Consider the following 13,583-nt stretch of genomic DNA (forward strand, 5'->3'; position numbering starts at 1 on the left):
TTGGTCACCATGCCGGACCGCGGTCGCCGGCGTAAGCGATGAAATCGGCGCGATTCTCATTGACGGGCGAGGCGAATCCGCCGAACGCCCGCTTGCGTGACGCCACGGCGGAAAACAGCGCGGAAAACCGCCACTGCGTTACGAACGAGACCCTTGGGCCGTGAAGCTAGCGGTCGGTTCCGCTGATCGTGGCGCTGGCGAGCACTTCGTCGCCTTCCGGATCGGGGCGGTAGATCACCATCGTCTGCCCCGGCGCCACGCCGCGCAGGGGCTCGCGCAGATCCACCGACAGCACCCGGTCGTCATAGGACGCGACCGCATCGGCCAGTCCGCCGTGTGCCCGCACCTGCACCTGGCATTCCACCGGGCCGGCGAACGCCACTCCGGAGGTGAACACCGGGCGCTCGCCGCGCAGCATCGAGACCTCGAGGTCCTCGACACCTCCGACGCGCACCGTGCCGCTCTCCGCGTCGATCCCGGTGACGTACCGCGGCTGCCCGTCCGGACCGGGCCCGGCAATACCGAGCCCCTTGCGCTGACCGATCGTGAATCCGTGCACGCCTTCGTGTTCGGCGAGTACCGCGCCGCGCGCGTCGACCACCGCGCCGGGCCGCACCCCGATCCGCGCGCCGAGGAACGCCCGGGTGTCACCGGACGGGATGAAGCAGATGTCGTGGCTGTCGGGCTTGTCGGCCACGGCCAGTCCGCGTTGCGCGGCCTCCGCGCGGATCTGCGCCTTGGGGGTGTCACCGATCGGGAACACCGCGTGGCGCAACTGCTCGGCGGTCAGCACTCCCAGCACGTAGGACTGGTCCTTGTCGTGATCGACCGCACGACGCAACCGGCCGTCGGCCAACCGCGCGTAGTGGCCGGTGGCCAGCGCGTCGAAACCGAGCGCCAGCGCACGCCCGGCCAGGGCGGAGAACTTGATCTTCTCGTTGCACCGCACACACGGGTTCGGCGTCTCACCGCGTTCGTAGGACGCGACGAAATCGTCGATCACGTCCGCCTTGAAGCGGTCCGCGAAATCCCAGACGTAGAAAGGGATGTCGAGCACATCGGCGACCCGGCGGGCGTCGCCCGCGTCCTCCTTCGAGCAGCACCCCCGCGAGCCGGTGCGCAGCGTCCCCGGGGTCGCCGACAGCGCCAGGTGGACCCCGACCACGTCGTGTCCGGCGTCGACCATCCGGGCCGCGGCGACCGAGGAGTCGACGCCGCCGCTCATCGCAACCAGAACTCGCATCATCGCCCACTCTTCGCGCAAGCGCTCATCGTCAGTCCACCATCCCCGAAGCCGCGAGCGCGGCCTGGCGCGCCCTCTCGACCGCAGCGGGCAGCGCCTGCAGGGCGGCGTCGACGTCCGCGTCGGTACTGGTGTGGCCCAGCGACAGCCGCAGTGAACCCCGGGCACTGGCCGGATCGGCACCCATGGCGATCAGCACGTGCGACGGCTGCGCCACCCCGGCGGTACACGCTGAGCCGGTCGAACACTCGATTCCCTTGGCGTCCAACAGCATCAGCAGCGAATCGCCTTCGCATCCCCGAAACGTGAAGTGCGCGTTACCCGGCAGGCGGTCCGCGCGGGCGCCGTTGACATAGGTGTCGTCGATCGCCGCCAGCACGCCGTCGATCAACCGGTCACGCAGCGCGGACACCCGGGTCCGGTAGGCGTCGAGCCCTTCGACCGCGATCCGGGCCGCCGCCGCCATGGCGACCGCCCCGGCGACGTCGGCAGTCCCCGAACGCACGTCGCGCTCCTGACCCCCGCCGTGCAGCAGCGGCACGCAGGCGGTGTCCCGCCGCAGCAGCAGCGCGCCGATTCCGGTGGGTCCACCGAACTTGTGCGCGGTCACGCTCATCGCCGAGAGGCCGCTGGCTCCGAAGTCCACCGGGACCTGGCCGACGGCCTGCACCGCATCGCTGTGCATCGGGACGCCGAACTCCGCGGCGACCGCGGCCAGCTCGCCGATCGGCTGTACGGTGCCGACCTCGTTGTTCGCCCACATGACCGACACCAGCGCCACGTCGTCGCAGGACTCCAGCACCTCACGCAGCGCGGCCGGGGCCACCGACCCGTCGGAAGCCACGGGCAGCCACGTCACCTCGGCGCCCTCGTGGTCGACCAGCCACTCCACCGCATCGAGGACGGCGTGGTGTTCGATCGGCGTGGTCACGATGCGGCGACGCCGCGGATCGGCGTCGCGGCGGGCCCAGAAGATGCCCTTGACCGCCAGGTTGTCGCTCTCGGTGCCGCCGGCGCAGAAGATGATCTCCGACGGGCGCGCGCCCAGCAGGCGGGCCAGCGTCTCGCGGGCCTCCTCCATCCGGCGGCGCGCCAGTCGGCCCGCCCCGTGCAGCGACGATGCGTTGCCGACGGTGGTCAGCACAGCCGTCATCGCCTCGATGGCAGCGGGGTGCATCGGGGTGGTCGCGGCGTGGTCGAGGTAGACCGACTTATGCGAGGTCATGGCCCGTCCAGGATAGCCGCAGGCCCGGGCACCCCCCGGATCGCCGGGTCAGGCGGCCAGCGCGTGGGCGGTCGCGGGCGCCGAGGCGGCGCCGCGGACAGCCGTCTCGCAGCGGGCCGCGAGGTCGCGGCGGTCCTCACCCGGCAGCTGCAGCGATTCGACGCCGACGTGGCACACGGTGCGGCGGGCGGTGACCACCCGGCGGATCGACGCCATCAGGGAGTCGTCGCCGACGAACGCCGGCACGGTCGACAACCGTCCGTCGAGGTGCCGGTAGGTCAGGCGCAGCGGTTGCACCGGCCGGCGGGCGTTCACCGCAGCCTGGAACATCGCCGGACGGAACCGCCCGTAACCCAGCCCGCACCAGGTGGTGCCCTCCGGGAACGCGACGACGGTGTGTCCTGCGCCCAGCCGCTCGGCCACGGTTTGCACGACGGCGGGAAGCCGGCGCAAACTCCCCCGGTCGATCGGGATCACCTTCATCAGCCGCACGACGGGTCCCAGCGCGGGCCAGTCCACCAGGTCCGCCCGCGCGACGAACGATCCGGGCAGCACCGCGCCGATGGTGAAGATGTCCAGCCAGGAGACGTGCCCGCTGACGACGAGGACCCCGCGCAGGTTGCGGATGGGGCCGCCGGACACCGAGATCCGCACGCCGAAGCTGCGCAGGAGCAGACGGCAGTATGCCCGCTGCACGTGCCAGCGGCCGGGCATCGGCACCGCCAGCAGCCACACGCACGAGAACAGCGACACGGCCGCACAGATCCGCATCCCGGTGCGGACCGCCACCCACCACCGGCGGCCCGGTCGGTCGGCGCCGGCGTGGACGCAACTGGCGTCGCAGGTGGCGCGCTGCAGCCAAGCGTGTTCGGACGTCAGTGTCATGGCGCCACCCCGTTCGCGAGGTCGCCGGCCGCTGCCGCCGACCGCAGCCGGCGCAGATAGCGGGTGTCGGCGTCGCGCTTGTCCAGCAACGCCGGGAAGTCCCCGACGCCGAAGTCCGGATCGTGCGCCGGCTCGCCGCACACCTGCGCACCCAACCGCAGGTAGCCGCGCATCAACGGCGGCACGGTCGGCCGCGGTGGCGGCGCGATGTCGTCGAGGCCGCGGCCGTCCACGACCACCGGCCGGTACGGGTGCACGGTGTAGCGCTCGGGTGCGGCGTGGCGGCGCCGCACGAAGTCACGGACGCCGCGCAGCCGGCTGCCCGCGGGTTCGCCCGCCGCGCCGGCGACCGGGACGGACACGCAGCCGGTGACGAAGTCGTAGTCGCAGCGGTCGAGGTAGGCCAGGATGCCGGCCCACATGAGCAGCACCACACCGCCGTTGCGGTGGTCGGGGCGCACCACGGCGCGGCCCATCTCGACCATCGAGGGCCGCAGCGGGTCCAGCGCCCGCACGTCGAACTCGGTGGCGGTGTAGAGGCCGCCCGCCGCGATGGCGCCCGGCGGGGGCAGCATCCGGTAGCAGCCGACCAGCTCACCCGACGTCTCCTCGCGGACGAGGAGGTGGTCGCAGAACTCGTCGAAACGGTCGGCATCACGGCCGTCGGCAGCTCCGGTCAGCGCGAAGCCGGGTTCGGTGGTGAACACGTCGTGCCGCAACCGCTGGGCGGCGGCGATGAGGTCCGGGTCATTGGTCAACAGCAGCGAATACCGCGGAGTGTCCGCCGCCGCGGGGCGATCGGCGGCGATGAGTACAGAAGCAGCGCTCATAGGCAGCACGCTCGCGGAGCCGTCCGGCGTGGCGGCAAGCACCGCGTGACGTGTTCGTGCACGCTCGGTGACGAGTTGTCAGTCCTCGCGGAACACCACGTTGGCCTCGACCGGGTTGCGCGGCGTGTCGAGGTGGTTGGCGGCGAAGTCCGGGTCGGGGTAGCCGATGGCCAGTCCGCACAACACGGTCAATTCGTCCGGGATCTCCAGGTGTTCCCGGACGACGTCGGGGAAATGGGCGATGGACACCTGCGCACAGCTGCCGATCCCGCGCTCGGTCAACGCCAGCATCAGCGTCTGCAGGAACATCCCCACACTCATGCTGTCCACCGGCCCGAGGTCGCGGTGCACACACACCGCACCGGCGACGGGCGCGCGGAAGTACTCCCAGTTGCGCAGTTGAGCGATCCGCCTCGCCTCGCGGTCACCGCGCGCGATCCCCATCGCGCCGTAGACCATCTTGCCGACCTCCCTGCGCAGCTCCGCGAAACTCTCGGGCAGTCCGACGGTGGCGGGGTAACCCCGCGTCGCCTGCTCCAGCAGCGCCTCGACCAGTCGGTCCCTGCGCCGGCCGGAGGCCAGGAACAGCCGCCACGGCTGGATGTTCGAGTTGGACGGGGCGCGCATGGCGAGTTCGAGCGATTCCGTCAGCAACTCACGGGGAACCGGTTTGTCACGCAGGAACATGCGAATCGACCGGCGTCCGTGCACCACGGCGCTCAGCGTGCCGCCGGGATCCGTCATCGCGGGCTCCCATCGAGCGGTGCGGTCATTGCTCACTCCCTTCCCGTCGAGGCGAGGGCCGGGATGCGCCCGGCCGTCTCCTTTCACGATGGCAGTGATCGCCGGCGGGCGAACCCCGGAAAGTCCGTGGTCTTCGGGGCGACCCCGGAAAACGACGGACCCCGGCACCGCGAGGTGCCGGGGTCCGCTGCTCATTCTGGCGGGCTGATCAGCCCTTGCGCGCCTTGACCTTCTCGGTGAGCTGCGGGGTGACCTTGAACAGGTCGCCGACGATGCCGAGGTCGCTGATCTCGAAGATCGGCGCCTCTTCGTCCTTGTTCACCGCGATGATCGTCTTCGACGTCTGCATACCGGCGCGGTGCTGGATCGCACCGGAGATGCCCAGCGCGATGTACAGCTGCGGCGAGACGGTCTTTCCGGTCTGGCCGACCTGGAACTGACCCGGGTAGTAGCCCGAGTCGACCGCCGCACGCGACGCGCCGACCGCACCGCCAAGCGCATCGGCGAGCTCCTCGACGATCGAGAAGTTCTCCGCGCTGCCCACACCGCGGCCGCCCGAGACGACGACGGTCGCCTCGGTGAGCTCCGGGCGGTCGCCGGCGACGGCGGGCTCCCGCTTGGTGATCTTCGTCGCGGTCTCGGCCTGCGCCGGCACCTCGACGTTGACGACCTCGCCGGCACCGTCGGCGGGCTCGGCGTCGATCGCGCCTGCGCGCACGGTGATCACCGGGGTGTCACCGGTGACCTCGGCCTCGACGGTGTAGGCGCCACCGAAGATCGAGTGGGTGGCCTTGCCGCCCTCCTTGACCTCGATGACGTCGGTCAGCACACCCGACCCGATACGGGCCGCGAGCCGCCCGGCGATCTCCTTGCCGTCCGCGGAGGCGGCCAGCAGCACAGCCGCAGGGCTGTTCTCCTCGGCCAGCGCGGCGAGCACGTCGACCTGCGGGGTGATGAGGTAGTTCTCCGCATCCTCGGATTCGGCAACGTAGATCTTGGCGGCGCCGGCCGCCTTGAGTCCCTCGACCAGCGGCTCAGCGGTGCCCGGCTTGCCCACCACGACGGCGGCGGGCTCACCCAGGGGGCGCGCGGCGGTGATCAACTCGCTGGTGACCTTCTTCAGTGCACCTTCTGCATGCTCGACGAGCACGAGTACTTCAGCCATGTCTTTTCTTCCGGTCCTTCGTGTCTCGGGGAGTCTTAGATGATTTTTTGGGCGACCAGGTACTCGGCGACCTTGCTGCCGCCCTCGCCTTCGTCGGTGACCTTCTCGCCCGCGGTCTTCGGCGGCTTCGGGGTCGACGACAGCACCTTGGAACCGGCGTTGGCGACACCGACCTCGTCGGGCTCGACACCGATCTCGGCCAGGGTGAGCGTGGTGACTTCCTTCTTCTTGGCGGCCATGATGCCCTTGAAGGACGGGAAGCGCGGCTCGTTGATCTTCTCGTTCACGCTGACCACGGCGGGCAGCGGCGCCTCGAGGGTGAACACACCGTCGTCGGTCTCGCGCTCACCGGTGACCTTGCCGTCCTCGACGGTGACCTTGCGCATGTGGGTCAGCTGCGGCAGGCCGAGGTACTCGGCGATGATGGCCGGCACCGCGCCGCCCGCACCGTCGGTGGCCTCGTTACCGGCGATGACCAGTTCGGTGCCCTCGATGGCGCCCAGCGCGCGGGCGAGCGCCCACCCGGTCTGCACCATGTCGGAGCCGTGCAGTCCCTCGTCGACGAGGTGCACGGCCTTGTCGGCGCCCATCGACAGCGCCTTGCGGATCGCCTCGGTGGCCCGCTCCGGGCCGGCGGTCAGCACGGTGACCGTGCCCTCGACGCCGTTGGCGGCTTCCTTCTCCTTGATGAGCAGCGCCTCTTCGACGGCGCGTTCGTTGATCTCGTCGAGCACGGCGTCGGCGGCTTCCCGGTCCAACGTCCAGTCGCCTTCGGACAGCTTGCGCTCGGACCAGGTGTCAGGGACCTGTTTGATCAGGACCACGATGTTCGTCATGAGATGGTTCGTCCTCCTCGATGAGGCCGGCCGTCGGTCGGCCCGTTACCACGTTTTGTGAAACTGACACCATGTTACTCGTCAGTAACTAATGGTGGTTTGCAGGAACACCATAGCTGGTCGAAGTTCATGTGCCCGCCTCCCCTACCACCGCGAACTGTTCGCGAACCGGCCACGATCCCGTCGCCTGGGTTAGCCTGCCTGCGATGAGCGCATTCGTTACCGGGCCGCGTGGAGGCGGCGACGAAACCCTCCCCCTCACCGGCGAGCGGACGATTCCGGGGCTGGCCGAAGAGAACTACTGGTTCCGCAGGCATGAGGTCGTCTACGCCCACCTTGCCGACCGGTGCGCCGGACGCGATGTCCTCGAGGCCGGATGCGGCGAGGGCTACGGCGCCGATCTGATCGCCGGCGTCGCCCGGCGGGTGATCGCGCTCGACTACGACGAGGCGACCGTCGCGCACGTGCGCGCCCGTTATCCGCGGGTGGACGTGCACCACGGCAACCTCGCCGCGCTGCCCCTGGCCGACGCATCGGTCGACGTGGTGGTGAACTTCCAGGTCATCGAACACCTGTGGGACCAACCGCAATTCGTGAGCGAATGCCTCCGGGTGCTGCGGCCCGGGGGCCTGTTGCTGATGTCGACGCCGAACCGGATCACGTTCTCCCCCGGCCGCGACACCCCGGTCAACCCGTTCCACACCCGTGAACTGAACGCGGACGAACTGACCGCACTGCTCACCGACGCGGGCTTCGACATGGAGGCGATGCTCGGGGTGTTCCACGGCCCGGGCCTGCGCGCACTGGACGCCAGGCACGGCGGTTCGATCATCGACGCGCAGATCGCCCGCGCCGTGGCCGACGCCCCGTGGCCGCAGGACCTCCTCGACGACGTGGCGGCGGTGCGCATCGACGACTTCGAGCTGACGTCTGAGCGTGACATCGACGACAGCCTCGATCTGGTCGCGATCGCGGTGCGACCGTGACCGACGAGGCGACCCAGGGCACCCCGGTTCCGGGGCTGTTCACCCTCGTCCTGCACACGCACCTGCCGTGGCTGGCGCACCACGGCCGCTGGCCGGTCGGCGAGGAGTGGCTCTACCAGTCCTGGTCGGCCTCGTACCTGCCGCTGTTGCGGGTGCTGCGCACGCTGGCCGCCGAAGGCCGCAGTCACCTGCTCACGCTCGGCATGACCCCCGTCGTGACCGCCCAGCTCGACGATCCCTACTGCCTGACCGGGATGCACAGCTGGCTGGCGAACTGGCAGCTGCGTGCGCTGGAGGCGGCGACCCTGCGCACCTCGTCCGACACCACACCGGCGTGCACACCGGAGGCGCTGCGGGCCTTCGGCGCACGTGAACTGAGCGAGGCCGAGCGGGCGCTCGACGAGTTCGCGACGCTGTGGCGCCACGGCGGTAGCCCGCTGTTGCGGGAACTCATCGACGCCCGGGCCGTCGAGTTGCTCGGCGGCCCGCTGGCGCATCCGTTCCAGCCGCTGCTCAACCCGAGGCTGCGGGAGTTCGCGCTTCGCGAGGGGCTCGCCGACGCGGGCCAGCGCTTCGCCCACACCCCACGCGGCATCTGGGCTCCGGAGTGCGCGTACGCGCCGGGTATGGAGGCCGACTACGCCGCGGCCGGGGTCGGCCACTTCATGGTCGACGGTCCGTCGCTGCACGGCGACACCGCGCTCGGGCGGCCCGTCGGCGACTCCGGGGTGGTCGCGTTCGGGCGCGACCTGCAGGTCAGCTACCGGGTGTGGTCGCCGAAGTCCGGATACCCCGGCCACGCGGCCTACCGCGACTTCCACACCTACGACCACGTCACCGGGCTGAAGCCCGCGCGCGTCACGGGCCGCAACGTGCCGTCCTCCGCGAAGGCGCCCTACGACCAGGACCGCGCCGATGCCGCCGTCGACGCCCACGTCGCCGACTTCGTGCAGGTGGTCCGGCGGCGGATGATCGACGAGAGTGAGCGCATCGGCCGACCCGCGCACGTCGTCGCCGCATTCGACACCGAACTGTTCGGCCACTGGTGGTACGAGGGACCCGAATGGCTGGCGCGGGTGCTGCGCGCGCTGCCTGAGGCGGGCGTGCGGGTCGGCACGCTCGGCGACGCCGTCGACGACGGATTCGTCGGCGCCTCAGTCGATCTGCCGCCCAGTTCGTGGGGGTCGGGCAAGGACTGGCAGGTGTGGGCCGGCGAGCAGGTCACCGACTTCGTCCGACTCAACTCCGAGGTCGTCGACACCGCCCTGAGCACGGTGGACAAGGCCCTCACCCAGCACGCATCGGTGGGCACACCGACGCCGCGAGACACCGTCGCCGACCAGATCCTGCGCGAGACGCTGCTGACGGTGTCCAGCGACTGGCCGTTCATGGTGAGCAAGAACTCCGCTGCGGACTACGCCCGCTACCGCGCCCACCTGCACGCGCACGCCACCCGCGAGATCGCCGACGCGCTGGCCGCCGGCCGGCGCGAACAGGCCCAGCGTCTCGCCGACGGCTGGAACCGCGCCGACGGCCTGTTCGGTGCGCTCGACGCCCGGCGGCTGCCCCGGTGAACCGCTCGCCTGCGGACGCGGCACCGTGAAGATCCTCCTGGTGTCGTGGGAATACCCGCCGGTGGTCATCGGCGGACTCGGCCGGCACGTCCACCACATCGCCACCGCGCTCGCCGCGGCCGGCCACGAGGTCGTCGTGCTCAGCCGCAGGCCGTCTGACACCGACCCCAGCACGCACCCCACCACCGACGAGATCAGCGAGGGCGTACGGGTGATCGCCGCCGCCCACGATCCGCATGAATTCGATTTCGGCACCGACATGATGGCCTGGATCCTGGCCATGGGCCACGCCATGATCAGGGCCGGCCTGGCCGTCAAGGACCACGGCCGGCCGTGGCGTCCCGACGTGGTGCACGCCCATGACTGGCTGGTCGCCCATCCGGCGATCACGCTGGCCGAATTCTTCGACGTTCCGCTGGTGTCCACCATCCACGCCACCGAGGCGGGCAGGCACTCGGGCTGGGTGTCCGGTCCGATCAGCCGCCAGGTGCACGCGGTCGAGTCGTGGCTGGTGCGTGAATCCGATTCGCTCATCACGTGTTCGGCGTCGATGCGCGACGAGATCACCACGCTGTTCGGCCCGAACCTGCCCGACATCCGGGTCATCCGCAACGGGATCGAGGCGGGGCGCTGGCCGTTCGCACGCCGCAGACCCCGCAGCGGGCCCGCCCACCTGCTCTACCTCGGCCGCCTGGAGTACGAGAAAGGAGTGCACGACCTGATCGCCGCGCTCCCCCGCATCCGGCGGGCCCACCCCGGCACCACCCTGACGATCGCCGGCGACGGCACCCAGCTGGACTGGTTGATCGAGCAGACGCGAAAACACAAGGTGCGCAAGGCCGTCTCGTTCGCCGGGCGGCTGGACCACGACGGACTCGTCGACATGCTGCACTCCGCCGACGCCGCGGTGCTGCCCAGCCACTACGAGCCGTTCGGCATCGTCGCGCTGGAGGCCGCCGCGACGGGCACACCGCTGGTGACCTCCACGGCGGGCGGCCTCGGTGAAGCGGTGATCGACGGGGTGACCGGAATGTCGTTCCCGCCGCGCGACATCGCCGCCCTGGCCGCGGCCGTACGCGTCGTACTGGACGATCCGGCCGCCGCCCAGCAGCGCGCGGTCGCCGCACGCGAACGGCTCACCTCGGACTTCGACTGGGGCACCGTCGCGGCCGAGACCTCTCAGGTGTATCTGGCCGCCAAACGCCGTGAGCGCGAACCGCATCCGCGGCTCCCGATCGTCGAGCGGGCGCTGCCCGACCGCTCGTGAGGACCTAGCGAGAAGCCTTCTTGCGCTCGATGTCGGCCAGCGCGGCGGCGAGTTCGGCACGCTGCGCCGCGGAGCTCTCCCATGCCAGCTTGCGGTTCTTGACCACCTTCGCCGGCGCGCCGACCGCGATCGAGAAGTCCGGGATGTCGCCCTTGACCACAGCATGGGCGGCCAGCACGCATCCGCGGCCGACCGTGGTGCCGCGCAGCACGCTGACCTTGGTGGCCACCCAGGTGTCGGGGCCGATCCGCACCGGGCTCTTGACGATGCCCTGGTCCTTGATCGGCATCTCGATGCTGTCCATCTTGTGGTCGAAGTCGCAGACGTAGCACCAGTCGGCCATCAGGACCGAGTCCCCGAGTTCGATGTCGAGATAGGTGTTGATGACGTTGTCGCGCCCCAGCACCACCTTGTCGCCGATGCGCAGCGAGCCCTCGTGGGCGCGAATGGTGTTCTTGTCGCCGATGTGCACCCAGCGCCCGATCTCGAGCTGGGCCAACTCGGGCGTCGCCTGGATCTCGACGTTCTTGCCCAGGAACACCATCCCGCGGGTGATCACGTGCGGGTTGGCCAGCTTGAACTTCAGCAGCCGCCAGTAACGGACCAGGTACCAGGGGGTGTAGGCGCGGTTGGCCAGCACCCATCTGACCGAAGCCCGCGTCAGGAACCGGGCCTGGCGCGGGTCACGCAGTCGCGAGCCCCGCCAACGCTTGTGCAGCGGAGCGCCCCACATCGTGGTCATGGCCGCAAAGCCTACGCGAGGGCACCGCACCGCCCGGGTTACCCTCACGTGGGCCCATCAGCGACCGCGAAAGGACACCGTGTTCCGGCGATTCCTCGTGCTGACGGTTTCAGCGCTGCTGGTGGGTGTGTCAGCCGGGTGCGGCGACACGTCATCGTGGGTCCAGGCGCGCGCCGCCTCGGGGTGGGCGGCGCAGTACGGCGACGCGGCCAACAGCAGCTTCGTCGACGCCGACGGGCCCGATGCGCTGAAGCTGGAGTGGAGCCGGTCGGTCAAGGGTGACCTCGGCGCCGCGGTGGCCATCGACTCCGAAGGCCATCTCGCGGCCAACGCCCAGAGCCCGGCGGGCTGCTCGCTGATGGTGTGGGAGGCCGACAACAACGGCCGGCAGCGGTGGTGCTCGCGCCTCGTGCAGGGCGCCGGCTCGGCCAGCCCGTTGTTCGACGGGTTCGGGAACCTCTATGTCGGTCAGCCGGGGGCGATCCTGTCGTTCCCGTTGACCCAGTGGATCCGTTGGCGCCGCCTCGTGATCGGTATGCCGACGACACCGCGGATCATGGCGTCGGGCCAGTTGCTGGTGGTGACCCACCTGGGTCAGGTGCTCGTGTTCGACGCGCACCGCGGCACCGTGGAGGGCACACCCCTGGATCTGGTCAGCGGCGTCGATCCGAGGAACTCCGAGCGAGGCCTCGGCGACTGCGCCCAGTCGCGGCCCGGATGCCCGGTGGCCGCGGCTCCGGCCTTCTCGGCCGCAGGCAACATCGTGGTGCTCACCCTGTGGGAGCCGGGCGCCGCGAAGCCCGTCGTCGTCGGGTTGCGCTACCGGCCGGGCCAGACGCCGCTGCTGGCGCGCGAATGGACCAGCGATGCGGTGGACAAGGGGCCGCTGGCCAGTCCGGTGCTCTCGGCCGACGGGGCGACGGTGTACGTCAACGGCCGCGACCAACGACTGTGGGCGCTCGACACGTCGGATGGCGCCGCGAAATGGTCGGTGCCGCTGGACTATCTACCGCAGACGCCGCCCTCGGTCTCACCCGACGGCGTGATCGTCGCGGGTGGCGGGCCGGGGGCGAAGCTGACGGCGATCCGTGACGAGGGCGACCGTGGCGAGGTGCTGTGGACGCGCGACGACGTCGTCCCGCTGACCACGTCGAGTCGCGCCGGCCGCCTCGGTTACGCCGTCGCCGAGGCGCCCGAGCGCGGTCAGGAGCTGCTGGTGGTCGACACCGCCGACGGCCGCACCGTCAACACCTACCCGCTGCCGGAGGCGACGGGGTGGCCGGTCGGGGTGTCCCTCGGACCCGACGGGCGCGTGGTCGCCGCCACCAGCGACGGACAGGTGTACGGATTCGCGCCTGACTGACCGACAGCCGGTCAGATCGCCAGCAGCGGGGCGAGCACCGCCCGCGGCACCGAGGCCTGCGTCGCGCCCGCGGCTTCCGGCAGCAGTTCGCCCTGGCCGAAGAAGAAGATCACCGCATCGTCGGTGATCGCGAAATTCTGGTAGCTCTGTGGGTCGAGGCCGTCGGCGGGCAGGACGGGCTGGTCGATGCCGGTCTTCTCCTGCAGGTCGCGCTGCACCGCGGGGAACACCACATCCAGCGGACGGGTGCCCGGCCGGAACAGCGTGTCGAACGTGATCGGGGTACGGGTGCCGAGGTCGTAGGAGAACGCCTTGAACCACGTCTGTGGGTGCGCACCGCCGACGTTCTGGTAGACCTCCAGCACCAGGCTCTGCGTCCCGCGCGGGGCCAACCCGGAATGGTAGGCGGTGCCCTTGGCGTCGAGCACGTACGGCAGCCCGCGCGAGCCCGGCATCTCGGAGACGTTGACGAACCCGTCGCGGGTCTGGCGCAGGTACGCCGACACCGCCTGCTCGTCGGGGTAGCCGGCCGGGAAGCTGAAATCGAGGGTGTACGTGGGGGTCGACGCGTGCACCTGACAGGACTGCTCGGCGTTCAGCGCGCCACCGAGGTCGGCGCACGCGGTCTGCGCCGACGCCACCGGTGTGCCGGACCAACCGGTCAGCACGGTGGCGGTCAGCAGCGCCGCGACGGATAGTGCTCGTCTCATTCCCGTCAGCGTA

General features: G+C 70.6%; 13 protein-coding genes. 4 read left to right on the plus strand and 9 right to left on the minus strand.

The genetic code is table 11. The features are described 5' to 3' along the window. Positions 1–166 precede the first annotated feature (166 nt). The 7 genes from mnmA to G6N30_RS12065 form a co-directional block, all read right to left on the minus strand. A complete protein-coding gene (gene mnmA / locus G6N30_RS12035) occupies positions 167–1,243 on the minus strand; it encodes a tRNA 2-thiouridine(34) synthase MnmA (RefSeq protein ID WP_134055211.1) in 1,077 nt (358 codons plus the stop codon). A gap of 31 nt (positions 1,244–1,274) precedes the next feature. Then, on the minus strand, positions 1,275–2,468 hold the full coding sequence (locus G6N30_RS12040) for a cysteine desulfurase family protein (protein WP_134053038.1): 1,194 nt from the start codon (positions 2,466–2,468) through the stop codon (positions 1,275–1,277). A gap of 48 nt (positions 2,469–2,516) precedes the next feature. After that, a complete protein-coding gene (locus tag G6N30_RS12045; RefSeq protein WP_134053040.1) occupies positions 2,517–3,353 on the minus strand; it encodes a lysophospholipid acyltransferase family protein in 837 nt (278 codons plus the stop codon). Beyond that, positions 3,350–4,183, minus strand: a complete 834-nt coding sequence (locus tag G6N30_RS12050) for a GNAT family N-acetyltransferase (RefSeq protein WP_134053042.1) — start codon at positions 4,181–4,183, stop codon at positions 3,350–3,352. The genes G6N30_RS12045 and G6N30_RS12050 overlap by 4 nt, the downstream gene beginning before the upstream one ends. Positions 4,184–4,261: 78 nt before the next feature. After that, complete coding sequence (locus G6N30_RS12055; protein WP_134053044.1) at positions 4,262–4,927, minus strand: nitroreductase; 666 nt, start codon at positions 4,925–4,927, stop codon at positions 4,262–4,264. 208 nt (positions 4,928–5,135) lie between these two features. Next, entirely contained in the window at positions 5,136–6,092 is a 957-nt protein-coding gene (locus tag G6N30_RS12060) for an electron transfer flavoprotein subunit alpha/FixB family protein (protein ID WP_134053046.1), read from the minus strand. Between the two features lie 35 nt (positions 6,093–6,127). Then, entirely contained in the window at positions 6,128–6,928 is an 801-nt protein-coding gene (locus G6N30_RS12065; protein WP_134053048.1) for an electron transfer flavoprotein subunit beta/FixA family protein, read from the minus strand. A gap of 206 nt (positions 6,929–7,134) precedes the next feature. Between G6N30_RS12065 and G6N30_RS12070 the strand changes: the two genes are divergently transcribed. The 3 genes from G6N30_RS12070 to G6N30_RS12080 are packed head-to-tail and all read left to right on the plus strand — an operon-like array spanning position 7,135 to position 10,755. Continuing rightward, a complete protein-coding gene (locus G6N30_RS12070) occupies positions 7,135–7,914 on the plus strand; it encodes a class I SAM-dependent methyltransferase (RefSeq protein WP_134053050.1) in 780 nt (259 codons plus the stop codon). After that, positions 7,911–9,488 carry a 1,4-alpha-glucan branching protein domain-containing protein gene (locus G6N30_RS12075; RefSeq protein WP_134053052.1) on the plus strand — a complete coding sequence of 526 codons (1,578 nt, stop codon included), beginning with the start codon at positions 7,911–7,913 and terminating at the stop codon, positions 9,486–9,488. Before G6N30_RS12070 ends, G6N30_RS12075 begins: the two co-directional genes overlap by 4 nt. A gap of 25 nt (positions 9,489–9,513) precedes the next feature. Continuing rightward, positions 9,514–10,755, plus strand: a complete 1,242-nt coding sequence (locus G6N30_RS12080; protein WP_134053054.1) for a glycosyltransferase family 4 protein — start codon at positions 9,514–9,516, stop codon at positions 10,753–10,755. Positions 10,756–10,759: 4 nt separating this feature from the next. On the opposite strand, the gene G6N30_RS12085 is transcribed toward G6N30_RS12080, so the two are convergent. Continuing rightward, complete coding sequence (locus G6N30_RS12085) at positions 10,760–11,497, minus strand: acyltransferase (RefSeq protein ID WP_134053056.1); 738 nt, start codon at positions 11,495–11,497, stop codon at positions 10,760–10,762. A gap of 79 nt (positions 11,498–11,576) precedes the next feature. On the opposite strand from G6N30_RS12085, the gene G6N30_RS12090 reads away from it, so the two are divergent. Beyond that, complete coding sequence (locus G6N30_RS12090) at positions 11,577–12,860, plus strand: BamB-related PQQ repeat family beta-propellar protein (protein ID WP_134053058.1); 1,284 nt, start codon at positions 11,577–11,579, stop codon at positions 12,858–12,860. Between the two features lie 11 nt (positions 12,861–12,871). Here the strand turns inward: G6N30_RS12090 and G6N30_RS12095 are convergent, their stop codons facing one another. After that, entirely contained in the window at positions 12,872–13,570 is a 699-nt protein-coding gene (locus tag G6N30_RS12095) for an esterase (protein ID WP_134053060.1), read from the minus strand. Positions 13,571–13,583 lie beyond the last annotated feature (13 nt).

Origin of the sequence: Mycolicibacterium litorale (genome assembly GCF_010731695.1) — a bacterium.
In the GTDB taxonomy this organism is placed as follows: Bacteria; Actinomycetota; Actinomycetes; order Mycobacteriales; family Mycobacteriaceae; genus Mycobacterium; species Mycobacterium litorale.

What these genes read in the sequence shown, in the direction of transcription:
- G6N30_RS12095 (WP_134053060.1), bottom strand. Translation starts at nt 13,570, where the DNA reads ATGAGACGAGCACTATCCGTCGCGGCGCTGCTGACCGCCACCGTGCTG.
- G6N30_RS12050 (WP_134053042.1), bottom strand. Translation starts at nt 4,183, where the DNA reads ATGAGCGCTGCTTCTGTACTCATCGCCGCCGATCGCCCCGCGGCGGCG.
- G6N30_RS12040 (WP_134053038.1), bottom strand. Translation starts at nt 2,468, where the DNA reads ATGACCTCGCATAAGTCGGTCTACCTCGACCACGCCGCGACCACCCCG.
- mnmA (WP_134055211.1), bottom strand. Translation starts at nt 1,243, where the DNA reads ATGCGAGTTCTGGTTGCGATGAGCGGCGGCGTCGACTCCTCGGTCGCC.
- G6N30_RS12070 (WP_134053050.1), top strand. Translation starts at nt 7,135, where the DNA reads ATGAGCGCATTCGTTACCGGGCCGCGTGGAGGCGGCGACGAAACCCTC.
- G6N30_RS12065 (WP_134053048.1), bottom strand. Translation starts at nt 6,928, where the DNA reads ATGACGAACATCGTGGTCCTGATCAAACAGGTCCCTGACACCTGGTCC.
- G6N30_RS12085 (WP_134053056.1), bottom strand. Translation starts at nt 11,497, where the DNA reads ATGACCACGATGTGGGGCGCTCCGCTGCACAAGCGTTGGCGGGGCTCG.
- G6N30_RS12045 (WP_134053040.1), bottom strand. Translation starts at nt 3,353, where the DNA reads ATGACACTGACGTCCGAACACGCTTGGCTGCAGCGCGCCACCTGCGAC.
- G6N30_RS12055 (WP_134053044.1), bottom strand. Translation starts at nt 4,927, where the DNA reads ATGACGGATCCCGGCGGCACGCTGAGCGCCGTGGTGCACGGACGCCGG.
- G6N30_RS12060 (WP_134053046.1), bottom strand. Translation starts at nt 6,092, where the DNA reads ATGGCTGAAGTACTCGTGCTCGTCGAGCATGCAGAAGGTGCACTGAAG.